Origin of the sequence: Amycolatopsis sp. FDAARGOS 1241, from assembly GCF_016889705.1 — a bacterium.
Lineage (GTDB): Bacteria > Actinomycetota > Actinomycetes > Mycobacteriales > Pseudonocardiaceae > Amycolatopsis.
Genome location: NZ_CP069526.1, coordinates 8,002,463 through 8,025,898, shown reverse-complemented (window position 1 = coordinate 8,025,898; position 23,436 = coordinate 8,002,463). Strand labels below are relative to the sequence as shown.

At 72.1% G+C, this 23,436-nt stretch carries 24 protein-coding genes and 2 pseudogenes; 12 read left to right on the top strand and 14 right to left on the bottom strand.

The features are described 5' to 3' along the window. Positions 1-15 precede the first annotated feature (15 nt). Positions 16-636, bottom strand: coding sequence for a TetR/AcrR family transcriptional regulator (locus I6J71_RS38910; protein ID WP_204091422.1), 621 nt, complete (start codon positions 634-636; stop codon positions 16-18). An 80-nt stretch (positions 637-716) separates the two neighbouring features. Between I6J71_RS38910 and I6J71_RS38905 the strand changes: the two genes are divergently transcribed. Further along, complete coding sequence (locus I6J71_RS38905) at positions 717-2,135, top strand: FAD-dependent monooxygenase (RefSeq protein WP_204091421.1); 1,419 nt, start codon at positions 717-719, stop codon at positions 2,133-2,135. A gap of 1,377 nt (positions 2,136-3,512) precedes the next feature. Here I6J71_RS38905 and I6J71_RS38900 read toward each other — a convergent pair. From I6J71_RS38900 to I6J71_RS38890, 3 genes are all read right to left on the bottom strand, one after another. After that, positions 3,513-4,481, bottom strand: a complete 969-nt coding sequence (locus I6J71_RS38900) for a CHAD domain-containing protein (protein ID WP_204091420.1) — start codon at positions 4,479-4,481, stop codon at positions 3,513-3,515. A gap of 110 nt (positions 4,482-4,591) precedes the next feature. Further along, the gene (gene dapD, locus I6J71_RS38895; protein ID WP_204091419.1) at positions 4,592-5,572 is read right to left on the bottom strand and encodes a 2,3,4,5-tetrahydropyridine-2,6-dicarboxylate N-succinyltransferase; all 981 of its coding nucleotides are present in this window, start codon (positions 5,570-5,572) and stop codon (positions 4,592-4,594) included. Positions 5,573-5,600: 28 nt separating this feature from the next. Further along, positions 5,601-6,047, bottom strand: coding sequence for a hypothetical protein (locus I6J71_RS38890; RefSeq protein ID WP_204091418.1), 447 nt, complete (start codon positions 6,045-6,047; stop codon positions 5,601-5,603). Positions 6,048-6,089: 42 nt separating this feature from the next. On the opposite strand from I6J71_RS38890, the gene dapE reads away from it, so the two are divergent. Beyond that, complete coding sequence (gene dapE / locus I6J71_RS38885) at positions 6,090-7,163, top strand: succinyl-diaminopimelate desuccinylase (RefSeq protein WP_204091417.1); 1,074 nt, start codon at positions 6,090-6,092, stop codon at positions 7,161-7,163. A gap of 5 nt (positions 7,164-7,168) precedes the next feature. Here dapE and I6J71_RS38880 read toward each other — a convergent pair whose 3' ends face one another. The 3 genes and pseudogenes from I6J71_RS38880 to I6J71_RS51410 all read right to left on the bottom strand — a co-directional run. Beyond that, positions 7,169-8,026, bottom strand: a complete 858-nt coding sequence (locus I6J71_RS38880) for a YceI family protein (RefSeq protein ID WP_204091416.1) — start codon at positions 8,024-8,026, stop codon at positions 7,169-7,171. A gap of 124 nt (positions 8,027-8,150) precedes the next feature. Further along, positions 8,151-8,338: pseudogene (locus I6J71_RS51415) on the bottom strand (chitinase); the annotation flags it as partial. Positions 8,339-8,406: 68 nt separating this feature from the next. Beyond that, positions 8,407-8,515 (bottom strand): annotated as a pseudogene (locus I6J71_RS51410) (chitinase); the annotation flags it as partial. Between the two features lie 270 nt (positions 8,516-8,785). On the opposite strand from I6J71_RS51410, the gene I6J71_RS38875 reads away from it, so the two are divergent. Further along, entirely contained in the window at positions 8,786-9,571 is a 786-nt protein-coding gene (locus I6J71_RS38875; protein ID WP_204091415.1) for a TIGR00730 family Rossman fold protein, read from the top strand. Further along, a complete protein-coding gene (locus I6J71_RS38870) occupies positions 9,571-10,137 on the top strand; it encodes a TIGR00730 family Rossman fold protein (protein ID WP_204091414.1) in 567 nt (188 codons plus the stop codon). The genes I6J71_RS38875 and I6J71_RS38870 overlap by 1 nt, the downstream gene beginning before the upstream one ends. A 17-nt stretch (positions 10,138-10,154) precedes the next feature. On the opposite strand, the gene I6J71_RS38865 is transcribed toward I6J71_RS38870, so the two are convergent. Continuing rightward, positions 10,155-10,829, bottom strand: coding sequence for a 1-acyl-sn-glycerol-3-phosphate acyltransferase (locus I6J71_RS38865; RefSeq protein WP_204091413.1), 675 nt, complete (start codon positions 10,827-10,829; stop codon positions 10,155-10,157). A gap of 54 nt (positions 10,830-10,883) precedes the next feature. Here I6J71_RS38865 and I6J71_RS38860 point away from each other — a divergent pair, with 54 nt between their 5' ends. After that, complete coding sequence (locus I6J71_RS38860) at positions 10,884-11,792, top strand: glucosyl-3-phosphoglycerate synthase (protein ID WP_204091412.1); 909 nt, start codon at positions 10,884-10,886, stop codon at positions 11,790-11,792. Here the strand turns inward: I6J71_RS38860 and cydC are convergent. Genes cydC through I6J71_RS38840 form a run of 4 tightly spaced genes read right to left on the bottom strand, consistent with a single transcriptional unit; the run spans position 11,725 to position 17,015 of the window. Next, a complete protein-coding gene (gene cydC, locus I6J71_RS38855; protein WP_204091411.1) occupies positions 11,725-13,281 on the bottom strand; it encodes a thiol reductant ABC exporter subunit CydC in 1,557 nt (518 codons plus the stop codon). The genes I6J71_RS38860 and cydC overlap by 68 nt on opposite strands. Next, positions 13,278-14,831 carry a thiol reductant ABC exporter subunit CydD gene (cydD, locus tag I6J71_RS38850; RefSeq protein WP_204091410.1) on the bottom strand — a complete coding sequence of 518 codons (1,554 nt, stop codon included), beginning with the start codon at positions 14,829-14,831 and terminating at the stop codon, positions 13,278-13,280. The genes cydC and cydD overlap by 4 nt, the downstream gene beginning before the upstream one ends. A gap of 13 nt (positions 14,832-14,844) precedes the next feature. After that, complete coding sequence (locus I6J71_RS38845; RefSeq protein WP_204091409.1) at positions 14,845-15,840, bottom strand: cytochrome d ubiquinol oxidase subunit II; 996 nt, start codon at positions 15,838-15,840, stop codon at positions 14,845-14,847. Positions 15,841-15,842: 2 nt separating this feature from the next. Further along, positions 15,843-17,015 carry a cytochrome ubiquinol oxidase subunit I gene (locus I6J71_RS38840; RefSeq protein WP_204091408.1) on the bottom strand — a complete coding sequence of 391 codons (1,173 nt, stop codon included), beginning with the start codon at positions 17,013-17,015 and terminating at the stop codon, positions 15,843-15,845. Between the two features lie 141 nt (positions 17,016-17,156). Here I6J71_RS38840 and I6J71_RS38835 point away from each other — a divergent pair, with 141 nt between their 5' ends. From I6J71_RS38835 to I6J71_RS38815, 5 genes are read left to right on the top strand one after another with little or no spacing between them, the layout of a single operon-like run. After that, positions 17,157-17,480: a helix-turn-helix transcriptional regulator gene (locus tag I6J71_RS38835; RefSeq protein WP_204091407.1), complete on the top strand. Its 324-nt coding sequence runs from the start codon at positions 17,157-17,159 to the stop codon at positions 17,478-17,480. A 47-nt stretch (positions 17,481-17,527) separates the two neighbouring features. Continuing rightward, positions 17,528-18,202 (top strand): permease prefix domain 1-containing protein, encoded by a 675-nt coding sequence (locus I6J71_RS38830; protein WP_204091406.1) that lies wholly within the window; start codon positions 17,528-17,530, stop codon positions 18,200-18,202. After that, a complete protein-coding gene (locus tag I6J71_RS38825) occupies positions 18,199-18,513 on the top strand; it encodes a DivIVA domain-containing protein (protein ID WP_204091405.1) in 315 nt (104 codons plus the stop codon). Before I6J71_RS38830 ends, I6J71_RS38825 begins: the two co-directional genes overlap by 4 nt. Further along, the gene (locus I6J71_RS38820; RefSeq protein ID WP_204091404.1) at positions 18,506-18,967 is read left to right on the top strand and encodes an SRPBCC family protein; all 462 of its coding nucleotides are present in this window, start codon (positions 18,506-18,508) and stop codon (positions 18,965-18,967) included. The genes I6J71_RS38825 and I6J71_RS38820 overlap by 8 nt, the downstream gene beginning before the upstream one ends. Continuing rightward, positions 18,964-19,527 (top strand): DNA-3-methyladenine glycosylase I, encoded by a 564-nt coding sequence (locus I6J71_RS38815; protein WP_204091403.1) that lies wholly within the window; start codon positions 18,964-18,966, stop codon positions 19,525-19,527. The genes I6J71_RS38820 and I6J71_RS38815 overlap by 4 nt, the downstream gene beginning before the upstream one ends. Before the next feature lie 26 nt (positions 19,528-19,553). On the opposite strand, the gene I6J71_RS38810 is transcribed toward I6J71_RS38815, so the two are convergent. Further along, positions 19,554-20,348 (bottom strand): enoyl-CoA hydratase-related protein, encoded by a 795-nt coding sequence (locus I6J71_RS38810; RefSeq protein WP_204091402.1) that lies wholly within the window; start codon positions 20,346-20,348, stop codon positions 19,554-19,556. Between the two features lie 197 nt (positions 20,349-20,545). Here I6J71_RS38810 and I6J71_RS38805 point away from each other — a divergent pair, with 197 nt between their 5' ends. Beyond that, on the top strand, positions 20,546-20,713 hold the full coding sequence (locus I6J71_RS38805; protein ID WP_005155393.1) for a DUF3117 domain-containing protein: 168 nt from the start codon (positions 20,546-20,548) through the stop codon (positions 20,711-20,713). An 87-nt stretch (positions 20,714-20,800) separates the two neighbouring features. Continuing rightward, a complete protein-coding gene (locus I6J71_RS38800; RefSeq protein WP_204091401.1) occupies positions 20,801-22,225 on the top strand; it encodes a M17 family metallopeptidase in 1,425 nt (474 codons plus the stop codon). A 288-nt stretch (positions 22,226-22,513) separates the two neighbouring features. Here the strand turns inward: I6J71_RS38800 and I6J71_RS38795 are convergent, their stop codons facing one another. Beyond that, positions 22,514-23,404: a LysR family transcriptional regulator gene (locus I6J71_RS38795; RefSeq protein ID WP_370542248.1), complete on the bottom strand. Its 891-nt coding sequence runs from the start codon at positions 23,402-23,404 to the stop codon at positions 22,514-22,516. Between the last annotated feature and the right edge of the window lie 32 nt (positions 23,405-23,436).

Below are 23,436 nucleotides of genomic sequence, written 5' to 3'. Positions count from 1 at the left end.
GCCTCGCGCGCCCGCTCAGACGTCGCGTCCCGTGAACCCGCGGTAGACGAACCGGGTCAGCGCTTCGATCGCCTCGTCGTCGCCCGGCGTGCTCCGGTCCGACGGCTGTGGGCCGGTCAGCCACATCTGCGCCGCGCTGTCGATCAGCTGGTACATCATCGCGATGCTGAGCTGCGCCGACGCGGGCAACCGGTAGCCGGCGGCCGTGACCTGGGCCAGGTGCCCGTCGAGGTCGGCCGCCTGCGTCACGCCGAAATTCGTGAACGTACGCGCGAAGTCGTCGTTCACCATCGCCGCCTGTCGCAGTGCCTGCATCGTCGGCGCGTTGGCTCGGTAGAAGTTCCAGTACTGGCGCACGTGCCAGCGCACGGCAGCCGGGTCGCTGAAATCCGTGAGGTGGTCTTCGGCCAGCGCGTCCTCGTCGCTCGCCGCGGCCAGGTCGCCCAGGAGCGCTTCGAGCAGCTCCTCCTTGCTCGCGAAGTGGTTGTAGAACGAGCCCGCCGCGCGGCCGGCTTCCGCCGTGATGTCGGTGATCTTCGTGTTCAGGTAGCCCTTCCGGGCGAACACGCGCTTGGCCGCCTCCTTGAGCGCGGTCTCCGTCTCGGCGGCCTTCTCCTTGCGGCTCGTCGCCGTCATGCCCCCACCTCCCTTGACAGGAACGCTAGCAGCGCACATGCTGAATTGAGGTTCACTGAATTACAATTCACTGGAGGGACATGGACACCACGGTGCTGATCGCCGGCGCGGGGCCGACCGGGCTGACGCTGGCGATCGAGCTGGCCCGGCGCGACGTCGCCGTGCGGCTGGTCGACAAGGCGAACGAGTACTTCACCGGCTCGCGCGGTGACGGTCTGCAGCCGCGCACGCTGGAGGTCTTCGAGGACCTGGGCGTGCTCGACGCGGTGCTGGCCGCGGGTGCGCCGCCGTTCCGGATGAAGGTGTACCTCGGGGGCCGGTTCGCGCAGGAGCGCACGATGGCCGAAACGGTGGAGCCGACGCCGGCCGTGCCGTACCCGAACGCCTGGTTCCTGGGCCAGTCGCAGACCGAGGGCATCCTGCGCGACCGGCTCGCGGAGTTCGGCGTGCACGTGGAGCTGAGCACGGCAATGGCCGGGCTGACGCAGGACGACGAAGGGGTCACGGCGCAGCTGTCGACGGGCGAGACGGTGCGCGCCGAGTACCTGGTGGGCGCCGACGGCGGCAAGAGCTTCGTGCGCAAGGCGCTGGGGATCCCGTTCGAGGGCACCACCGACGACACGATCCACATGCTGCTCGGCGACGTCCAGGCCGAGGGCCTCGCCCACGACTCCGCCTACTGGTTCGCGACCGCCGAAAACCCGATGAGTGGCGTCATCTTCACCCCGCTCGCCGGCACGCCGCACTTCCAGTTCGGCGCGCCGCTGGGCGACGAGGCTGCCGCCGCTTCCCTGCCCGCCCTGCAGGCCCGCCTCGACGCCGTCTCCGGCGGCGGGATCCGGCTGCACGACCTCGCGTGGTCCACCGTCTGGCGCCCGAACGTCCGCCTCGCGGCCGCGTTCCGCCGGGGCCGCGTGTTCCTCGCGGGCGACGCCGCCCACGTCCACCCGCCGACGGGTGGGCAGGGCCTGAACACGGGTGTGCAGGACGCGTACAACCTGGGCTGGAAACTGGCCGACGGCTCGCCTTGCCTGCTCGACTCCTACGAAGCGGAGCGCCGCGCCGTCGCCGCTCGCGTGCTCGGCGTCTCCACGGCGATCATGGAGAAGTACGCGGACGGCGACGAGGACGCCCACCGGCGCGGGGAGGAGACGAAGCAACTCGACGTCGGGTACCGGGGCGGACCGCTCGCCCCCGTTTCGGCCGGCGCGCTGCGCGCCGGGGACCGCGCGCCGGACGCGCCCCTGGCGGACGCGAACGGCAAGGCGGTGCGGCTGTTCGAGCTGTTCCGGGGCCCGCACGCCACGGAGCTGGTGTTCGGGGCCGGTTCTCCGGCCGGCTCGATGCCGGGGTTCCGGATCCTGCCCGTCGGTGCCACCGCCTCGGGCTCCGACCTGGTGGACGCGGGCGGGCACGCGTTCGCCGCCTACGAGGCCACGCCGGGCCGCCGCGTGGTGATCCGCCCGGACGGCTACGTGTGGTCGATCTCGGAGGCCTGATCACTGGCGGGGGGACTGGGTGAGCGCTGGGCTTGGGGGTGTGAGTGGTGGGGCGGCTGAGCTGAGGGGTGAACATCGGGGAGTGAACACCGGGGAGTGAGCACCGGGGAGTGAGCACCGGCGGGTCGAGCGAGGGGCTCGGCCCGCTCTGGTGAGCTGCTTTCGCTGGTGTGGCCGGTGGGCTGGCTTCGCCGGTTGGGGCCGGGGCGGCGTGTCGGCTTCGCCGGTGTGGTGGGTCCCGCGGGTCGGGTCCGGTGGGTTGGTTCCGCCGGTTTGGCCGGTCCGGTGGGTTGGCTTGGCTGCTCGCCGGGGCTTGTCCACAGCCGTCGTCGACTTGTGGCAGCTCGGTCCTCGGCCGGGCTTGAACCGCAGTTTCGTGGGTGGCCGCCGATAAAATGGGTTCGGGGGCAGCCCCCTGGGAGGGCGGGCCGTGCGTGGCGGTCGATGGCAGGTGGCCGGCCCGTGGCGCGCACGGCGGCGGGCTATTTCAGCGGGCGCGGTGGCAGCCTGCACGAAAACCCGCACCGGTTGGAACTGGCGAGGCCGCGCCCGGAACTCAGCGGGCCAGGGCGCATTGACGCGGCCAGGGTGGCACGGGGTGGCGAACCGGCGGCCCTGATCACGCGGGAACGATAGGCCGGAAAGTAGAGCTGCGGAGTGGCGCAGCTGAGGGCTGACCACGCAGGACTGGGAAGCCGGCAAGAAAGCTGGGGAGTGGCTGAGGGCCGACCACACGGGAGTGAGAAGCCAGGCAAAGGGGGCCGCCGGGCTGGACACGAGAGCACGGGGGCGAGCACGGCGAGAAGCGCGGAGTGGCGAGTCGGGGCCGTGATCGCGCGGGTGCGAGAGGCCCGGAAGTAGAGCCGTGGAGTGGCTTAGCTGAGGGCCGACCACATGGGAGTGAGAAGCCGGGCAAAGGGAGCTGCCGGGCTGGGGAACGAGGGCACCGAGGCGAGCACGGCGAGAACCGCGGAGTGGCCGAGCCAGTCGGACTGATCCGGGTTGACAGCGGTCAGTGGTTGGAGCAAGACAGCACCGGAAAGACTGCAGCCGCACAGGCGGCCGGGTAAGAAGTGCCGCGGCGCGCGGCCGGTCAAGAGGACGTGTGAGCACCGGGCGGGTCGAACGAGGAGGGCTCGGCCCGCCCGGTAGGTCGGAGGGGCTCGGCCCGCCCGGCGGGTGGAACGAGGGGCTGGGCCTCGTCGGTCAGAGAAGGCACGAGCCGGCCCGGTCGGTCAGAGAGGGACTCGGCCCGCCCGGTAGGTCAGCGGGGCTCGGCCCGCCCGGCGGGTGGAACGAGGGGGTCGGACCCCGTGGGTCGGAGAAGGCACGAGCCGGTCCGGTCGGCCAGAGAGGGGCCGTGGTCCGCCCGGTGGGTCAGAGGGCGGCGTCGGCCGTTTTGGCCACCTGGGACCACACGGCGGGCCAGGCGGCGCGGGCTTCGGCGCGCTTGGCGAGCTCGTGTTCGGCGATGCGGCCCGCGATGAAGCCGATCTCGCCGTCTGCGTCGGGGAGCAGGCCGCGGACCCGGTCGGCGGCGACGACGGCGTCCTGGTGGTCGCCGAGGACCGTTTGGAGTTTGCGGGTGGCCTTGACGAGGTCGGCGAGGCGCAGGGCCTGCTTCTTCTTCGCCGACGAGCGGGCCAGTTCGGCGGTGTAGCGCAGCTTCTTGCCGTAGATGCGCAGGGTGTGCAGGTCATCGTCCGGCGGGTCGGCCGGCAGGGTCCGCACGGCCTTGTCGAGGCGCCGGAAGGGCTTGCGCACGTCGGCCGCCAGGTCGCCCGAGGCGATCGGCGCCGAGTCGATCTCGTGGTCCGGCGTGCGGGTCAGCTGGGCGACGCTCTGCAGCAGGGCCGAATAGCGGGCGCTCGACAGGGCACGCGTCAGGCGCCGACGGGCCGCGCTGCGTTCGGTGACGAACTTCGACACCAGCCGGCGGCCCGCGGCCTGGTCGCGGACGTCGAACCCGGCGATCACCTCGCGCAGGTGGCCGATCAGCACGTCGTAGTCGCGCACCTCGCCGAGCGACTGGCCGAGCCAGCCGAGCTCCACGCGCACCGGCTCGGCCGTCGGGCCGATGAGCGAGCCGGACGTCTTCAGCACGCTGCGCATGCGCCGCAGGGCGACGCGCATCTGGTGCAGGTCTTCGGGATCCGCGCCGCTGCGGGTGCCGGCTTCGCGGGCCAGCAGCTCGCGCAGCTCGTGATCGAGCTTCGCGCGGATGTGCGTGGCCGCCGGGTCCCGGGGGCTCGCCGTGGCGGGTTTTTCCGGGAGGCCGAGCTCGGCCGGGGTCGTCGGCTCAGGCGCGCGGCGGCGGGTCGAGGAGGGCACCGCTTCGGTGGTCACGACATGAATGGTAAGTGAACTCGCTGGCAGTGCGGGAATCCCGTGTGACGAAAAGGGCGCGCCCCACGTGGAGCGCGCCCTCGTCGGCACCTGGCACAGCCGGAAAAGGATCAGTTCGCGTGCAGCGCCTCGTTGAGCTGGATGCCCGCGCCCGTGCGCGACACGACCTCGACCGCGCCGGTCGCCGAGTTGCGGCGGAACAGGACGCCGGAAACGCCGGAGATCTCCCGCGCCTTCACGGTCTTGCCGTCGATGACGACCTTGGTCCCGGCGGTGATGTACAGACCGGCTTCGATCACGGAGTCGTCGCCGAGCGAGATGCCGACGCCGCCGTTCGCGCCGATCAGGCAGCGCTCGCCGATGGAGATGACCTCCTTGCCACCGCCCGAGAGCGTGCCCATGATCGACGCGCCGCCGCCGACGTCGCTGCCGTCGCCCACCACCACGCCGGCCGAGATGCGGCCCTCGACCATCGACGCGCCGAGCGTGCCGGCGTTGTAGTTCACGAAGCCCTCGTGCATCACCGTCGTGCCCGGCGCGAGGTGCGCGCCCAGGCGCACGCGGTCCGCGTCGGCGATGCGCACGCCGCCGGGCAGCACGTAGTCGACCATGCGGGGAAACTTGTCGACTCCGTACACGGCCACCGCGCCGCGCGGGCGCAGCCGCAGCCGGGTCTGCTCGAAGCCCTCGACGGGGCACGGGCCGTGGTTCGTCCACACGACGTTGGCCAGCTTGCCGAAGATGCCGTCGAGGTTCTGCCCCCGCGGCTGCACCAGGCGGTGCGACAGCAGGTGCAGGCGCAGGTAGGCGTCGTGCGCGTCGGCGATGGCTTCGGCCAGGCTGCCGACGGTCACGCGCACCGCGACGACCTCGACACCGCGATCGGTGTCGGGCCCGACCAGTGCGGCCGCCGCTTCGCCCAGCAGCTCGGCGGTCTCAGCGGCCGTGAGGCGCTCGGTTCCGCCGGTACCGGTCCCGGTCAGCTTCGGGTGCGGGTACCAGGTGTCCAGCACCGTGCCGTCGGTGGCGACGGTGGCCAGCCCGACGCCGACGGCGCCGGTCGTTTCGGGGTCAGGGGTCTGCTCGCTCACGCCGGTCACGGTAGTCGAGTGACGCGCCTCAACCCGTGGTGGCCTGCTGGTCCACGAGCTTCTTCACCGACGTGAGCGCCGCCGAAATGCTGATCAGCGACTCCGTGCACGGTCCGCCCGCGTTCGGCACGGTGGTGCAGCCGGCGCCGCGGAACGCGCCGACGCCCTGGTCCAGCGCGGCTGCGGCGTGGTCGAGCGCGACGTCGAGCGTCTTGCCGGCGGCCGCGCGCTGGTGCACGGCCGCGGCCGTGCCGCCGACCTCCGTGACGTACTTCTCGCAGCCCTTCGGCAGCTGCGTCTGCGGGCTGACGTAGCAAGCGTCGGCCGACAGCGCGTCGAGCTTGATCGGCAGGGCGTCCAGACCCGGGGTGCCGGGGTTCGGGCCGGGCGTCGGACCCGCCTCGGAACCGCAGCCGGCCAGCACCAGGGTGAGGACGACGCCGCCGAGAGCGACCAGGGAGCTTCGCGTGCGCACGTCCTCACGGTAGCCCCCGGGCCGGGTCGGTACGGTGCGGGTATGACCTCGCTCGACCTGCGTGCCGACCCCGCCGACCTGACCGCCGCCCTCGTCGACGTGCTCAGCGTCTCCGCGCAGGAGGGGGCACTCGCGGACGCCGTGGAAGCCGCGCTGCGCGAACAGGCACCGCACCTCGAGGTCGTCCGCAACGGCGACGCGGTGCTCGCCCGCACGAACCTCCGACGCGGCTCGCGCGTGGTGCTCGCGGGGCACCTCGACACCGTGCCCGAGAACGGCAACCTGCCCTCGCGCCGCAGCGGCTCGGGCGAGGAGGAGCTGATCCACGGCCTCGGCTCCGTCGACATGAAGGGCGGCGACGCGGTGTTCCTGCACCTCGCCGCGACCCTGCCGGAGCCGAAGCACGACGTCACGTTCGTCTTCTACGACCACGAAGAGGTCGAAGCGGTCAAGAACGGCCTCGGCCGGATCGAGCGCGAGCTGCCGGAGTGGCTCGCGGGCGATCTGGCGGTCGTCGGCGAGCCGTCCAACGGTGTCATCGAGGCCGGGTGCCAGGGCACGCTGCGTGTCGAGGTCCGCACGAGCGGGACCCGCGCGCACACCGCACGCGCGTGGATGGGGGAGAACGCGATCCACGCGCTGGCCGAGCCGCTGCGCCGGCTCGCCGGGTACTCGCCGCGCGTGGTCGACATCGACGGCCTGACCTACCGCGAGGGCCTGCAGGCCACCAAGGTCTCCGGCGGTGTGGCCGGCAACGTCGTGCCCGACGCCGCCGTGCTGACGGTCAACCACCGCTTCGCCCCGGACCGCAGCCCGGCCCAGGCGGAAGCCCACGTGCGCGAGGTCTTCGACGGCCACGACGTGACGCTCACGGACGTCTCGCCCGGCGCCCTGCCGGGCTTGTCGGCCCCCGCGACCGCCGAGCTCGTGGCCGCCGCCGGGGGCCGCGCCGCGGCGAAACTCGGCTGGACGGACGTCGCCCGCTTCGCCGCGCTGGGCATGCCGGCGCTCAACTTCGGCCCCGGCAACCCGAGCCTCGCGCACACGCAGGGCGAACACGTGCGCGTCGCGGAGATCCGCCAGGTGGCCGACGTGCTGCGGAAGTTCCTGGGCTGACGCGTCTAGGCACCCCCGCGGACCGCCTGGATGTCGAGCTTGATCTCGATCGTGGAGCCGACCATGACCAGGCCCTTGGCCAGCGTCTGCTGCCAGTTGATGGTGAAGTCCTCGCGGTGCAGTTGCGTCGTGGCGACGGCGCCGAGCCGGTCGCCGTTCCACGTCCGCAACCCGAGGTAACCGGCGTCGAGCTGCACGCCGCGGCTGGCCCCGTGGAGGTTTAGGGTGCCGTCGATGGCCCACCGGTCACCGGGGGCGCGCCGGAACCGCGTGCCGTGGAACCGGATCGCCGGGAAGCGCTCGACGTCGAGGAAGTCCGGCGACCGCAGGTGCGCGTCGCGCTTTTCGGCCGCCGTGTCGATGCTCGCCGCGTCGATGACCACCTCGACGGTCGAGTCCTCGATCCGCCTGCCGACGTTGATGCTGCCGTCGAAGCGGGTGAACCGGCCGTGCACCTCCGAGAGCCCGATGTGCCGCGCGATGAACCGGATGCCCGTGTGGTCCGGGTCGAGCACCCACTCACCGGGGTCGGGCAGCCGGAGGTCGCCGTCCGGCTCGAGCCGGAGGTCCTCGATCGCGGTGTGGTCGCCGCTGGCCACTTCGACCGTGCGGGTCTGCGCCAGGTAACCGCCCGCGCTGACGGAGACGGTGTAGGTCCCGGCCGTCAACGTGCTCACCGCCAGGCCGAAGTCGTCCGAGGTGGCGCTGGTCTGCCGCTGCGTGCGCTTGTGCTGGATCACCACGTGCGCCCCGGCCAGCGGCCGGCCGTTCTGGTCACCCAGCCGCACGCTGAGGAGGCCGGCTTCGGCGTTGAAGGTGACGGGTCCGCCACGTTGTCCTGTTCTTAGCTTGCGCCCGAGCACGTCGTCTCCTTCGGTCGACTTCGTCGGGGCACGGTATCAGCGATGTCAATGGAGCCGGGGTGTGGTGCGCCGCTGCGGAAGTTTCCGGGCCGGCGTCCGGCGTCCCGGACCCGGGCCCCGGATTTCACCGGTCCTGCAACGACTTCACGTTGTCGCCGAAGGTCCGGTTCTTCGAGCCGTCCCAGTTCAGCGACCACGTCATCGGGCCTTTCAGGTCGATACCGAGCGGTAGGCTCGCGAAACGAGGCTCGGTGCCAGGTACCCGCAGCCGGCGCCGGACTGGGCGGGCAGGCCCGGCACCTGCTTGTCGAGGCGACCTTGATCGCGATGCCCTGCGCAACAAGCCCGTGACGAGAATGTCGGGCTGCCCGGTGACGACGCCGGCACGGTCCCGGCGTCGTACGTGCCGCCGCTGCGGCCGTACCTGGATCCGTTGTAGTACTGCGTGTTCAGCCACCTCAGACGGCCATTGTCGGCGTACCTCTTGATGAACCGAATGAGTGGTCTGGATAAGTAGTCGGCGAGGGCGGACCACACTGTCCATTGTGGTCAGCTGGCCCGGTGGGACGGCGGCCGCGCGGGAGGTGTCGAACACCGCGTCACTCACCGCATCGAACGGTGAGTGACTATATCTTCACCCGCAGTAGTCGTCAATGAATCGGGGGTCCACAAGGGACCGTTCACAACGGGGTCGCCCGGGCGTCACCGGCGGCGGGACGCTGGGGAAATGCCGGTCGCGGCGGCCCGTACGCTTGCGTGGTGAGCGAACAGTCTGAGTTTCCGGACGGCCAGTACCCCGAGCGCCCGGTGGAGCGCCACAAGGGCCCGGTGGTGCTGCGGCGCGACCGGCGTGACCAGGGCAGCACCACCGACCAGAGGCTGCTGGACTCGCGCGGGCCGAGCGACTGGGTGCACACCGACCCGTGGCGGGTGCTGCGCATCCAGGCCGAGTTCGTGGAGGGCTTCGGCGCGCTCGCGGAGGTGCCGCGCGCGGTGACTGTGTTCGGCTCGGCGCGGACGAAGCGCGACGAGCCCGAGTACGAGCTCGGCCGCAACATCGGCGGCGCGCTCGCGGACGCCGGCTTCGCCGTGATCACCGGCGGCGGCCCGGGCGCGATGGAGGCCGTGAACCGCGGCGCCGCGGAGGCCGGCGGGTTCTCGATCGGCCTCGGGATCGAGCTGCCGTTCGAGCAGGGCATGAACCCGTGGGTCGACCTGGGCGTGAACTTCCGGTACTTCTTCGCGCGCAAGACGATGTTCATCAAGTACTCGCAGGCCTTCATCTGCCTGCCCGGCGGCTTCGGGACACTCGACGAGCTGTTCGAAGCGCTCGTGCTGGTGCAGACCAAGAAGGTGACGAAGTTCCCGGTGGTGCTGTTCGGCACCGAGTACTGGGGCGGGCTTTACGACTGGATCTCGAAGGCCGTGCTCGAGGGCGGCAAGATAGGCGAGAAGGACCTGGAACTGCTGCACCTCACCGACGACATCAACGACGCGGTGCGCGTGGTCGAGGACTCCTACCAGGCTTGGGAGGACTCCCACTGATGCGCCGCGTCTGCGTCTTCTGCGGCTCCTCCATGGGCCTGTCACCGGTTTACGCCGAGGCCGCCGCGGCGCTGGGCAAGCTGCTCGCGCAACGCGGGATCGGCCTCGTGTACGGCGGTGCGAGTGTCGGCACGATGGGCGCGGTCGCCGACGCCGCCCTCGCCGCGGGCGGCGAGGTGATCGGCGTGATCCCGGAGGCGCTCTCCAGCGTGGAGATCGCCCACGGGGGCCTCTCGGAACTGCACGTCGTAGCCGACATGCACCAGCGCAAGGCCAAGATGGCCGCCCTGTCGGACGGTTTCCTCGCCCTGCCGGGCGGGGCGGGCACGTTGGAGGAGCTGTTCGAGGTCTGGACCTGGGCCCAGCTCGGCCTGCACGGCAAGCCCATCGGCCTCGTCGACGTCGCCGGTTACTACCGCGGCCTGGTGGACTTCGCCGACCACATGGTCACGGAGGGCTTCCTGGGCGCCGGCTACCGCGACCTGCTCCTGGTGGACGCCGACGTTTCGGCGCTGCTGGACCGGTTCGCGGAGTACGAGCCGCCGGCGCCACCCAAGTGGTCTTGAGGTAGCAGTGGTCCTGATCAGGCGGCGCCTTCGCTGGGCCGCTTGTGGTAGGTGTCCACGTACTCCTGCCCCGACAGCTCCAAGATCGCGTACATGATCTCGTCGGTCACGGAGCGGCGGATGGCCGATGACGAGTCCTGGCCTTCGTAGCAGGAGAAGTCGAGCGGTTCGCCGAACTTGACGCGGATCGGGCACACGCGCGGCACCTTCGCGCCGCCGGGCTGGATGGCTTCGGTGCCGGAGAGGGCGACGGGGACGACCTTGGCGCCGGTGGACAGTGCCAATGCGGCGACGCCCGTGTGGCCGCGGTACAGGCGCCCGTCCAGGGAGCGGGTGCCCTCGGGGTAGATGGCGAACGTGCCGCCTGCCTCGAGGACGCGGCGGCCGGCCTCCAGCGCGGCCAGGCCGGCGGACGCGTTGCCCCGCTCGACGGGGATGTAGCCGAGCGCGTCGAGCGACTTGGCGATGAAGCGGCCCTTCAGGCCCTTGCCCGTGAAGTACTCCGCCTTGCCGAGGAACCGCACCTGGCGCGGCGTCGTGAACGTGATCACGCCGGTGTCCAGCGCTGCCCGGTGGTTGGCCGCGAGCAGGACCGGACCGTGGGCCGGCACGTTTTCCACGCCTTCGACCTCGGGGCGGTAGAGCGCGCGGACCAGCGGGCCGAGCACGAAACGGACGAGCAGGGGCAGCAACGGGGTCTCCCTCCGGTGGACAGGTCGCCGGGTCCAGCATGGCACGATCGCCCGATGAGCTGGTTCGAACATCGCACCTGGCAGGAACCCGCGTGGACGCCCGCGGACATCCTCGCGGCGAAGCGTGACCGCACGGTTTCCGTGGTGCTTCCGGCGCTGGACGAGGAGCAGACGGTCGGTGCCGTCGTCGCGTCGGTGCGCCCGCTGCTGGGCTCGGTCGTCGACGAGCTCGTGGTCGTCGACTCCGGGTCCACCGACGCGACAGCTCAGGTCGCCGAGCGGGCGGGCGCCCGCGTCGTGCACCGCGAGGACGTGCTGCCCGGCGTGGCGCCGCGGCCCGGCAAGGGTGAGGTGCTGTGGCGGTCGCTCGCGGCCACCAGCGGTGACGTCGTGGTGTTCCTCGATTCCGATCTCGTCGACCCCGACCCGGCGTTCGTGCCGGCGTTGCTCGGCCCGCTGCTCACCGAATCCGGTGTGCACCTGGTCAAGGGCTTCTACCGCCGTCCGCTGCGGCTCGAGAGCACGGGCGGTGGCCGCGTCACCGAACTCCTTGCCCGCCCGGTCCTCTCCGCGCTGCGCCCGGCGCTCGGCGAGCTCGTGCAACCCCTCGGCGGCGAGTACGCGGGCACGCGCGAGTTCTTCGAGTCCGTGCCCTTCGCAGGCGGCTACGGCGTGGAGATCGGCCTGCTGCTCGACGCCGAGGAGCGCTATGGCCTCGACGGGCTCGCCCAGGTCAACCTCGGCGTCCGCAAGCACCGCAACCGCTCGCTGCTGCAGCTGGGCGTGATGGCGCGCCAGATCCTCGGTACGGCACTGGCCCGCTGCGGCGGGCCGATCGACGAAGCGGCCCGGTTCACCCAGTTCGTGCAGGTGTCGGGGGAGTGGCTGCCCGACGTCACCGAGGTCCCGGTGCTGGACCGGCCGCCGATGCGCGAGGTGCGGGCCGCCCGTCCTCGAGGCTGAGCACGCGGTCGAAACCGGCGAGGTGCTCGGGCCGGTGCGTCACGAGCACGACGCTCCCCTTCGCGGCCGCGAGCACGCGCGCGAGGACCTCGGCGCCGTGGGCTTCGTCGAGGCCTTCGACGGGTTCGTCCAGCACGAGCACCGGTGGCGCGGCGAGCACGGCGCGCGCGAGCACCAGCCGCTGACGCTGGCCGCCCGACAGCGTGCCGGCGGCGCGGTCGAGCGGCACGTCCAGGTCGGCGACGGCGCACGCGGCGAGCAGTTCTTCCTCGCCCGCGTCCGGCGCGGCGAGCCGCAGGTTCCCGCGGACGGTCGTGGCGAACACGTGCGCATCGGCGAGCGCGCCCGACACGACCCGCGGGTTCGGGCCCTCGATCGGCCGGCCGTCGAGCGTGGCGCGGCCCGACGTCGGCGCCGTGAACCCGAGCAGGACGTGCAGCAGCGTCGTCTTGCCCGCGCCCGACGGGCCCAGCACGCCGAGCCGCGTGTCCGGCGGCAGGTCGAGGTCGACGCCGTCGAGAGCCGCGACGCGGCCGGGGTGCCGCACGCCGACGCCGGTCAGCCGCAGGTGCCCGGGCCCGGTCCGCTCCGGCGGCTCGGCGGGGGTGGTCGCCAGCAGTTCCCGCACGCGCCCGAGTGAGGCCCTCAGCTCAGGCACGCGCTGGGCGGCGGCCGTGAGGGGCAGGACGATCTCGAACAGCGCCAGCACGACCAGGGTCAGCGCCGCCGTGACGGGGACGCTCGCGCCGGCCAGCAGCGCCACCGCCGCCATCGAAGCGAGCTGCACCAACGCGCCCGCCGCGGTCAGGACCGCGAGCCACGCCGAGGTTCCGCGCACCCGCGCGGTGATCCCGTCGATCACCGAGCCGGCGGCCGCCGTCGCCTCGGCTTCCGCGCCGTATGCCACGAGCTCACGCCGGCCCGTCACCAGTTCCACCGTGCGCTCGGCCAGCTCCTGCCGCGCCGGTGAGGTCAGCGCCTGGCTCTTCGCCGTGACCCGCGCGGCGAGCCACGGCAGCACCACCCCGGCGACCGCCAGCCCGGCCACCACCACGGCGGCGGCCGCAAGACTCACCAGGCCCACCGTGACCGTCACCGCCACTCCGACGATCCCCGCCACAACAGCCGGTAGCGCCAACCGCAGGACCGCGTCCTGCACGGAGTCCACATCGGACACCAGTCGTGTCGCGAGGTCTGCCCCCGAGTGCTCCGCCACGCGCCGCGGCACGAGCGCTTCGTACACCCGTGCCCGCAGCGCACCGAGGTACCGCAGCACGACCTCGTGCCCGGCCAGGCGTTCGGCGTAGCGCAACCCCCCGCGCGCCAGCGCGAACACGCGCACCGCCACGATCGCGACGGTCAGCGCGGCGAGTGGTGGCCGTTCGGCCGCGCGCATGAGCAGCCAGGCCGCGGTGCCGGTGAGCGCCAGCCCGGCCAGTTCGGCCCCAGCGGCCAGCAGCGCCGCCCGGATCAGCCGCGTGCCGTTCACCGGACCGCCTCCGGCACGCGCCCGCCCACCACCGTGATCGTGCGCGTGGCCAAGTCGGCCAGCGCCGGGTGGTGGGCGACGAACACGGCCGTGCGCCCGCGCAGCAACCGCCGCGTGCCGTCGAGCACCGCCTGTTCCGTCCTGAGGTCCAGCTGCGCCGTCGGTTCGTCGAGCAGCACGAGCCCCGCGCCGGTCCGGGCCAACGCGCGCGCCAAGCCGACGCGTTGCCGTTGCCCCGCGGACAATCCCGCGCCCAGCTCGCCGATGCGGGTCGCGTAACCCGCGGGCAGCCCGGCGATCACGTCGTCGAGCGCGGCCGCCCGCGCCGCGGCCGGGACGTCGCACGCGGAGCCGAGCGCGATGTTGTCGGCGACCGTGCCGCTGAACAGCGTCGGCCGCTGCGGCAGCCACGCCGTGTCGCGCAGCCAGGCCGCGTGGTCGAGCGAGCGCAGATCGACGCCGTCCACGAGCACCCGGCCCGACGTCGGCGTGACGAAACCGAGCAGCACCGCCAGCAGCGTCGACTTGCCCGATCCGCTCAGCCCGGTGAGAGCCACGTGCTCACCCCGCCCGACAACGAGGTCCACTTCGGACAGTGCCACCACTTCGCCGTAGTGCACCGAAACTCCCTCGACCACGAGCTCCGGCGGCCCGGCCGGCCGCGTGAGCGCGCCACTTCGCCGAGCCGGCACCGGCGTGGCCAGGGCTTCCCGCAACGCAGTGAGCCCCTCGGCCGCCGAGTGGAACTTCGCCCCGGCCGCGCGCAGCGGCAGGTACGCCTCGGGCGCGAGCACCAGCACGAGCATCGCCGTGTGCGCGTCGAGCGAGCCCTCGAGCAGGCGGAACCCGATCGGCACGGCGATGAGCGCGATCGACATCGTCGCCACCAGTTCCAGCACCAGCGAGGACAGGAAAGCCACGCGCAGCGTGCCGAGCGTCGCGTCCGCGTGGGCGCCGGCCATGGTCCGCACGGTGTCCGCCTGGGCGCGGGCCCGGCCGAACAGCTTGAGCGTCGGCAGACCGCGCACGGTGTCGAGGAAGTGCCCGCCCAGTCGGGTCAGCAGCGCCCACTGTCGTTCGGTGCGCGCCTTAGCCCGCGCGCCGACCAGCGCGGCGAACACCGGGATCAGCGGCAGCGTCGCGACCACGATCAACGCCGACGTCAGGTCCGTCGTGAACAGCCGCGCCACCACGGCCACCGGCACGAGCACCGACAGCACCAGCGCAGGCAGGTACCCGGTGAGGTAACCCGTGGTCGCGTCCACCCCCTTGGTGACCTGCGTGGTGACCACGCCGGCGTCGGCGGACGAGCCGAGCAGCCGGCGCCGCAGCCCGGCCTGCGCGCCCGCCGCGAAGCGGCCGGTGACGACCCCCTGCGCGAGCGCGAGCAGCACCCGAGCGGCCACGGCGACGAGCAGCGCGACCCCGACGCCACCACCGGTCAGCAGCTTCGCGAGGCCTTCGGCCTGCACGAGGACGGCGCCGGCGGTCAGCGCGCCGAGCACCCCGAGCACGGCCAGGTACCGGCGCAAGCCGGGCAAGGACGGCATTCCCGTTCCCCCTCTAGAAGTGCAGCAGCGACTGCCGGTCCACGGGACCGCGGTTCGCGCGCCAGGTCAGCCACTGCACGACGACCAGCACCACGAGCGCGGGCACCGCGAACCAGCCCAGCAGCGCGGCCGTCTCCGGCGCCGTGGCGGCGTCCTGAACGGTCAGCGCGTACGAAGGGTCCGAAGTGGACACCAGGACCGTCGGGAACCGCAGCACGCCCACGAGCAGCGCCGGCGTCGCCGACAGCAGCATGGCGGCGGGCAGCGCGAGCCGGAACCGGCGCGTCCGCAGTCCGAACAGGACAACGCCGAACGCGGCCAGCGCCACGGCCGTCACCACGATCGCGAGCCACGACGCGCCCGGCACGGCCAGCGCGCCCCACGCCGTGGCCACCACCAGGAACGTGCCGGCCGGTGCCGTGAAGGACCGGGCGAACCGCGCCGCGCGCCCCGCGAGCTCCGCCGGACCGCGCACGGTGAGGAACACCGCCGCCTGCAGTCCGAACAGCGCCACGAACCCGAGCCCCCACAGCACGGCGTACGGGTCGAAGAGCGCGAGGACGTCGTCGACCGGGTTGCCGCGCGAATCCACGGGCAGGCCGAGCACGAGGTTGCCGAGGAACAGGCCCCACGACACCGTCGTCACGAGCGCGCCCGCCGTGATGCCGAACGTCCACGGCCCCCGGCGCGCTTCGGGCCGGCGGCTGCGCAGCTGCACCGAGGCCGTGAACGCGACGAGCCCGAGCAGCAGCGTCACCACCAGCACGTAGGCGCCGGCGAACACCCGCCCCTCCAGATGCGGGAACGCGCCGAACAGCACGCCCACCGCGGCGATCAGCCACACCTCGTTGGCCAGGAAGAACGGCCCGAGCGCCCCCAGCGCGCGCCGCTGCTGCGGTTCGTCGCGGCCGAGGCCGGGCAGCAGGAAGCCGACGCCGTAGTCGTAGCCCGCGAGCGCGAAGTAGCCCCCGAGCAGCAGGCCGAGCACGCACCACCAGATCGTCACCATGATCAGACTCCGCTCAGCACGGGCAGTTCGGGCTCGGCCGGCGCCTCTTCGGGCTCGGGGCCGCGCCGCGCGATCCGCGACAGAAGCACCCAGTCGGCCACGGCGAGGGCGGCGAAGAGCACACCGAACGCGACGAACGAGAACAGGATCTTCCCCGCGCTCACCCCGGAGATCGCGTCGGCCGTGCGCAGCTTCCCCCAGACCAGCCAGGGCTGGCGCCCGATTTCCCGCACGAGCCAGCCGCCGATCGCCGCGCCGAACGGCAGCGCGATCGCGGGCACCATCAGGTAGAGCAGCGGGCGGGCGCGCATCAGCCAGTTGCGGTAGAGCAGCACGGTGCCGATCACCGTGCACAGGAACATGACGAACCCGATGGTCACCATCACACCCAGTGGCGTGGCGACCCCGGTGCTGTTGCCGTCGAGCTTGTGCGGCTGGTACTTGGCCAGTTCGCCGAACTGCGCGAAACCCTGCTGGATCACCAGGATGCTGCCGACCAGTGCCGTCACCACGCCGGTTCGCATCGAGCGGCGGAAGAAGTCGACCTCGGGCGTGCGCTTGATGAAGTGGTAGGCGCTCACGCCGACCACGAAGAAGCCGCCGGTGGCCAGTGCGGCTGCCAGCACGTGCGGCAGCGACGCGACGAGCGCCGGGTTCGTGAGCAGGGCACCGAAGTCGTCGAGCCGCAGCACACCGTTCTCGGGGTGGCTGCCGACCGGGTTCTGCAGGAACGAGTTGGCGACCATGATGAACAGCGCCGACGCGTACGCGGTGAGCGTGACGAGCCAGATCGTGGCCAGGTGCACCCACTTGTTCAGCCGGCCCCAGCCGAAGATCCACAAGCCCAGGAATGTGGACTCGAGGAAGAACGCCACGAGCGTCTCGATCGCCAGTGGCGCTCCGAAAACGTCACCGGCGAATGCGGAAAGCCCGGTCCACGTCAGCCCGAACTGGAATTCCATGACGATTCCGGTGGCGATGCCGAGCGCGTAATTGATCACGTAGAGGCGGCCCCAGAACCGGGTCATCCGGAGCAGCTGCGGGGTGCCGCTGATGGTCGCCCGGGTCTGGGTGATCGCCACGACGGTCACCAAACCCAGGGTGAGCAGCACGAACAGGAAGTGGAACGACGTAGTCGTCGCGAACTGGAGTCTCGCGATCGGTAGTGGGTCCATGGCCGCGGAGTCTATACGTAGCTCGGCTACATGTAGCAAAGAAATCTATGAGATCCGGGTCATCTCAGGGTCATCCCCGGTATCCCGTCCGCTGAACCGGGGATTACCCTTCCGGCGTTGGCATGAGTAGACTGCCCACCTATGAAGGCGGACACGTTGCGCGGGCACCTGGACGCGCTGCTGCTGGCTGTGCTCGACGGCCGGAAGCTGCACGGCTACGCGATCATCGAGGCGCTCGCGCTGCGCAGCGACGGTGCGCTCGACCTGCCGACCGGGACCGTGTACCCGGCGCTGCGCAGGCTGGAGCGGGCCGGCTACCTGGCCAGCGAGTGGGACGTGGTGGCCGGGCGCAAGCGCCGCACCTACCGGCTCACCCGCTCCGGGCAGCAGGCGCTCGCCGCTGAGCGGGCCGAGTGGCGGGAGTTCACGACGGTGATCGGCGGCGTCCTCCAGGCGGGAGCGTGAGCGCGGGTCCGCGGTTCGCCGGACCGCGGGGTGGGGGAGGAGCGGGCATGACTGTGATCGAGGGGTACCTCGCGGACCTCGACCGGCGCCTCGTGGGCTGCCGGTCGACGAAGGACGACCTGCTGGCGGAGGCGCGCGACGGCCTGCACGACGCGGCCGCCGCGTACCGCGAAGGCGGGTTGCCCGGCCACGAAGCCGAGCGCCGCGCGGTGGCCGACTTCGGCGGCGTCGACGTGATCGCCGGCGACTACCAGGCGGAGCTGTCCATGCACAGTGGCGTGCGCACGCTGTGGAAGCTCGTGTTGGGGGTGCCCGCGATGCAGCTTTCATGGGACTTCGCCCGGATCCTCACCTTCGGCGACTGGACGCGCCTGTCGACCCCGACGCCCGAGTGGTACCGCCTCGCCACGCACTTCTCGCACGGCGCGGTGTTCGTGGTGCCCGCGGTGGGGCTCGTCGCGCTGGTGTGCGCTCGCTGGCTGAGCCGGCGCGTCGACGGGATCCGCCTGGCGCGCACGTGCGGGTTCTTCATCGCCGGCGCCGTCGGCATCAACCTCGCGTCCGTGCTCACGCTCGTGGTGGCGACGGGCTTCGTCGACGTTTCGCGGTTGTTCCTGTCCGTTCCGTGCGTGTTGCTGATGGTGGCCTACGTACTGCTGTCGGTGCGTCTGGTTGTGCTCGCGCGACGTTCGATGGCGCGGTGTGCCACGATCGTGGCGTGACGACCGCGCTGATCTACCTCGTAGTCATGCTGCTGGTGGCCGCCGTGGTGTTCCTGCTCGCCGCCGTGGTGTTCGGCCGGGGCGAGGAGCTGGCCCCGCTGCCGCCGGGCAGCTCGCCCACCCGCCTGCCCGCCGAGGACATCACGGGTGAAGACGTGCGGCAGGTGCGCTACCAGCTCGTGCTGCGCGGCTACAAGATGTCCGAAGTGGACTGGGTGATGCGCCGGCTCGGGGTGGAGCTCGACGAGCTGCGCGGCCGCGTCGCGGAGCTGGAGGCGGCCGGGCGGGAACCGAGGCCTGCGGGTGAGTAGCGACCTGGTGCTGTCGGTCGAGGTCGGCGCCCCGGCCGGGACGACGTGGCTCGCGCTCACCGACTGGCCGCGGCAGCACGAGTGGATCCTCGGCACCACGGTGGAGGTGCTCGAAGGCAACGGCCGCAGCGTCGGCTCGAAGATCGCGGCGACCACGGGGATCGCCGGCGTCGGGCTCTTCACCGACACCATGGAGGTCACCGCCTGGGAGCCGCCGCTGCGCGTGACGATGCGCCACGTCGGCAGCCTCGTGCGCGGCACCGCGGCGTTCCAGGTCGTGGCCAACGGGCCGGCCCGCTCCACGTTCGTCTGGGCCGAGCACCTCGACCTGCCGTTCGGCCTTCTCGGGCGCGTCGGCTGGCCGGTGGTGCGCCCGGCGTTCTCGCTCGGGCTGCGGTACTCGATGAAGCGGTTCGCGAAGTTCGTCCAGGACTACACGGTGGGCGGCCGATGACGGGTCTGCTGGGCGAAGACGGCGTTTCGCGCTGTTCGTGGGGCAACTCGACCGTGGACTACACGGCCTACCACGACGAGGAGTGGGGCACGCCGCTGCACGGCGAGGTCGCGCTGTACGAGCGGCTGTGCCTCGAGTCGTTCCAGTCGGGTCTGTCGTGGATCACGATCCTGCGCAAGCGGGAGAACTTCCGGAAGGCCTTCCGCCAGTTCCAGCCGGCGAAGGTCGCGCGCTTCGGCGACGCCGACGTCGAGCGGCTGATGGCCGACGCCGGCATCGTGCGCAACCGCGCCAAGATCCTCGCGGCCATCGGCAACGCGCGCGCGATCGCGCAGCTCGACGTGCCGCTCGACGAGCTGCTGTGGTCGTTCGCCCCCGAGAAGCACGTGCGGCCGAAGACGATGGCCGACGTGCCGGCGGTGACCGACGAGTCCAAGGCCATGGCGAAGGCGCTCAAGAAGCGCGGCTTCGTCTTCCTCGGTCCCACGACCTGCTACGCGCTCATGCAGGCAACCGGCATCGTCGACGATCACGTCGCGGGCTGCTTCCGGGCGGGCTGAGCCCGGCCGGAAGCAGCCCTGCGCGGCTACTTGCCCCGGAAGTTCGGCTTGCGCTTCCCGACGAACGCCTCCACGGCCTCCGTGTGGTCCGCGGTCGCGCCGAGCGCGGTCTGGGCCTCGTCCTCGGCCGCGAGCGCGTCGTCCAGAGAGGACTGCGCGGCGACGGACAGCACGTGCTTGATCTTCGAGTACGCCACCGTCGGGCCCGCGGCGAGCTTCGCGGCCACGGCCTGGGCCCGCGCGCCCAGCTCTTCGTCGGGCACGACCTCCCCGACCAGGCCGATGCGCTGCGCCTCGGCGGAGTCGACGGTGCGGGCCAGCAGCATCAGCTCGGCGGCGCGGCCGAGGCCGATGAGCCGCTGCAGCGTCCACGACGCGCCCGAGTCGGGGCCGAGCCCGACGTTGGCGAAGGCCATCAGGAACGACGACGATTCGGCGGCGATCCGCAGGTCGCTGGCGTAGGCGAAGGCGGCGCCCGCGCCGGCGGCCGTGCCGTTGACGGCGGCGATCACCGGCTTCGGCATGTCGACGATGGCCTTGACGATCGGGTTGTAGTGGTCGCTCACCGTGTGCAGCGGCGCCGGGTCTCCCGCCTGGAGCAGGCCCACGTGCTCCTTGAGGTCCTGACCGGCGCAGAACGCCTTGCCCGCGCCGGTGAGCACGACCGCGCGCACGTCCGCGTCGTCGGCCGCGGCCCGCAGTTCGGCGAGCAGCCGTTCCTTCAGCTCGACGGTCAGCGAGTTGTACGCCTCCGGCCGGTTCAGGGTCAGGGTGCGCACGCCGTCGGCGTCGGCGGTCAGGAGGACGTCGGATGTGGTCACTTGTGCTCCTCTTGGCGTAATCGTGGGTGTTCCGCCGAGTCTTTCAGCACCGCGTGGCGCATACCAGCACCGATGTGGCGGCAAATGATCGGTCCGCGTTCGCGCCCGGCCGCTGATGAGGGACAATGGGGGTCAAGACCCGGCTGGCATGGGAGTGCGCGACCCGGGCGCGCCGGTTGAGACGGAGGGAGCACGCTATGGCGGCCATGAAGCCCCGGACCGGAGATGGTCCCCTCGAAGTGACCAAGGAGGGACGGGGCCTCGTGATGCGGGTGCCACTGGAAGGTGGCGGCCGGCTCGTCGTCGAGCTCTCCGCGGAAGAAGCGAAGGACCTCGGCGCGGCACTGCAGGAGGTCACCGGCTGATCCCGGCTCTCCCACTGTCCAATTCGCACCCCGGTCTCCTGCTGGAGGCCGGGGTCGCGGTTCATCTGCGCCCGAAGGTTGCTCACTGTGCGTAACTCGCTACCGCCTGTTCCGACGAAACTGCCCGAGATCGAGGTCGCCGAATCGTTCCGGCGCGCGGCGCCGCACGTGGTGCTCACGCTGAAGTCGGCCGAGCTGGAGCTGGGCGGCGTGAAGCCGACCGGCAAGGCCGGCGACGTGCAGCAGGTGCCGGCCGGCGGCTGGGTCGCCGGGATCGGCGACGGGGAGCCGCGCGAGTTCCGGCGGGCGGGCGCGGCCGTGGCGCGGGCAGTGACCTCTGTGGACGAGCCGGCGAAGGCCGTGCAGGTCGAGCTGCCCGAAGACGTCACCGCGGCGCAGGTCGGCGAGCTGGCGATGGGCCTGTTCCTGGGCGGCTACCGGTTCCTGGTGACCACAGAGGACCCGAAGCCGGCGCTGCAGACCGTGCGGCTGGTGACCGGGCACGGGCGGGCGGTGCCGGCGTACGCGGACGAGGTCGCGCGCGTGCGTGAGCTGGCCGCCGCCGCGGCGCTGACGCGCGATCTGGCCAACACGCCCTCGAACGTCAAGAACCCGGCGTGGCTCGCGAACACCGCGGCGAAGGTCGTCGGCTCGGCCGCGGTGACCGTGACCGTGCGGGACGAGAAGTGGCTCGCCGACAACGGGTTCGGCGGCGTGCTCGCCGTGGGCGGCGGCTCGGTGTCGCCGCCGCGGCTGATCGAACTGGAGTACCGTCCGCGCGGCGCGAAGACCCACGTGCTGTTCGTGGGCAAGGGCATCACGTTCGACACGGGCGGCCTCTCGATCAAGCCGGCCGATGGCATGCACCTCATGCGCACCGACATGGCGGGCGGCGCGGCCGTGATCTCCGCGGTGCGCGCGATCGCCGCGTTGAAGCTGCCGGTGCGCGTCAGCGCGCTGGTGCCCGCGGCCGAGAACCACGTCTCGGGTGGTTCGTACCGCCGGGGCGACATCGTGCGCCACTACGGCGGCCGCACCACCGAAGTCGGCAACACGGACGCCGAGGGCCGCATGGTCATGGCCGACGCGCTGGCCTACGGTATCGAAAAGCACAAGCCGGACTTCGTCGTCGACGCCGCCACCCTGACCGGCGCCATGAAGGTCTCCCTCGGCCTGCGCACCGGCGGACTCTTCGCCACCGACGACGCCCTCGCCACCCGCGTCCTCGAAGCCGGCGCGCGCGTCGGGGAAGCCTGGTGGCGCATGCCGCTGGTCGACGACTACGCCACCGGCGTCGAAGGCGAACTCGGCGACGTCCGCCAGGCCCCCGGCGGCCCCGGCGGCATCATGGCCGCGCTGTTCCTCCGCGAGTTCACCGCCGGCCTCCCGTGGGCCCACCTGGACATCGCCGGCCCCGCCCGCGCCGACAAAACCTACGACGACATCGTCCCCGGCGCCTCCGGCTTCGCCGCCCGCACCCTGGTCGAACTAGCCGCCTCCTTCACCACCTGACCACACCCCCCAGCCCAACCCGACGAGCCAGGCAACCCGGCTCCCGAACGACCACCCACCCAAGGCGACGCACCGCGCTACGAAACCGCCGCCCAACCACGCAGATAGTCCTGCACCCAGTCCCCGCCCGGCACCTCGATCCGAAGCCCCGTAGTCACACTCGCGCTTCGGGGTGCATACGCCCCGCGAGGGCCCGCATCCCCCAACGCCCCCCAACGCGCCCCCGCGAGGGCCCACATCCCAACCACAACACCAGGCCCCAACCCAAAACCCCCAACCCGAAACCCCTCACACCCTCCCCGAACTCCTCCCCAGCACAAACTCCCGAAACTCCCCCACACTCCTCGACACCGGCTCCCCCCTCCGCCAAGCCAACCCGATCGTCCTGCCCACCGGCGGCACAATCGGCACCTCCGCCACCCCAGCCGGCGCCCCCGGCTCGAAATGCGGCAACAACGCCACCCCCAACCCAGCCGCCACCAACCCCCGCACCGTGTCCGATTCCTGCCCCTCGAACGCGATCCTCGGCTCGAACCCCGCCGCCGCACACAACTCGTCCGTGATCCGCCGCAACCCGTACCCGGGCTCCAGCAACACGAATTCCTCCCCGGCCAGCTCCTCCATCCGCACCCCGTGCCGGCCGGCCAGCCGGTGCCCAGCCGGCACTGACAGCAAGATCGGCTGCCTCGCCAGCACCGCCGTCTCGAACCCGGGCTCGTCCGGCACCGGCGCGAGCAACGCCAGATCCAGCTGCCCTTCGGCCAGCCGGTCCACCATCTCCTGCCGTGATCCCTGCACCAGCGTGAATCGCGCCCTCGGCGCGACCGCCCGGTAGTCGCGCAGCAGCGCCGGCACCAGTGACCGCCCCAGCAGGTGCAGGAACCCCAGCACCACCCGCCCGCTGTCCGGTTCGATCTCTTCCCGCGCGAGCCGCGCGCCGGCGTCCACCGCGATCAGCGCGCGCTCCGCTGCCTCGGCCAGCAACTCGGCTGCCCGCGTCAGCCGGATCCCCCGGCCGTCCGGCACCGTCAGCGGCGCCCCCAGCGACTCACTCAGCGCCGCGAGCCTCCGGCTGACTGTGGGCTGCGGCACCCCGAGCAGCTCGGCTGTGCGTGTGACGTTCCTCGTGCTCCGCAGCGTCGCCAGGAGCTGCAGGTGGGGCGCGAGCTGGGAAGTCAGAGTTTCATACGGCACGGTATGGATTATCGCGC

Bases quoted from the DNA above. Each gene is read 5' to 3' on its own strand.
- I6J71_RS38910 (WP_204091422.1), bottom strand. From the start codon at position 636: ATGACGGCGACGAGCCGCAAGGAGAAGGCCGCCGAGACGGAGACCGCG.
- I6J71_RS38905 (WP_204091421.1), top strand. From the start codon at position 717: ATGGACACCACGGTGCTGATCGCCGGCGCGGGGCCGACCGGGCTGACG.
- dapE (WP_204091417.1), top strand. From the start codon at position 6,090: ATGACCTCGCTCGACCTGCGTGCCGACCCCGCCGACCTGACCGCCGCC.
- I6J71_RS38870 (WP_204091414.1), top strand. From the start codon at position 9,571: ATGCGCCGCGTCTGCGTCTTCTGCGGCTCCTCCATGGGCCTGTCACCG.
- I6J71_RS38860 (WP_204091412.1), top strand. From the start codon at position 10,884: ATGAGCTGGTTCGAACATCGCACCTGGCAGGAACCCGCGTGGACGCCC.
- cydD (WP_204091410.1), bottom strand. From the start codon at position 14,831: ATGCCGTCCTTGCCCGGCTTGCGCCGGTACCTGGCCGTGCTCGGGGTG.
- I6J71_RS38845 (WP_204091409.1), bottom strand. From the start codon at position 15,840: ATGGTGACGATCTGGTGGTGCGTGCTCGGCCTGCTGCTCGGGGGCTAC.
- I6J71_RS38840 (WP_204091408.1), bottom strand. From the start codon at position 17,015: ATGGACCCACTACCGATCGCGAGACTCCAGTTCGCGACGACTACGTCG.
- I6J71_RS38835 (WP_204091407.1), top strand. From the start codon at position 17,157: ATGAAGGCGGACACGTTGCGCGGGCACCTGGACGCGCTGCTGCTGGCT.
- I6J71_RS38830 (WP_204091406.1), top strand. From the start codon at position 17,528: ATGACTGTGATCGAGGGGTACCTCGCGGACCTCGACCGGCGCCTCGTG.
- I6J71_RS38815 (WP_204091403.1), top strand. From the start codon at position 18,964: ATGACGGGTCTGCTGGGCGAAGACGGCGTTTCGCGCTGTTCGTGGGGC.
- I6J71_RS38805 (WP_005155393.1), top strand. From the start codon at position 20,546: ATGGCGGCCATGAAGCCCCGGACCGGAGATGGTCCCCTCGAAGTGACC.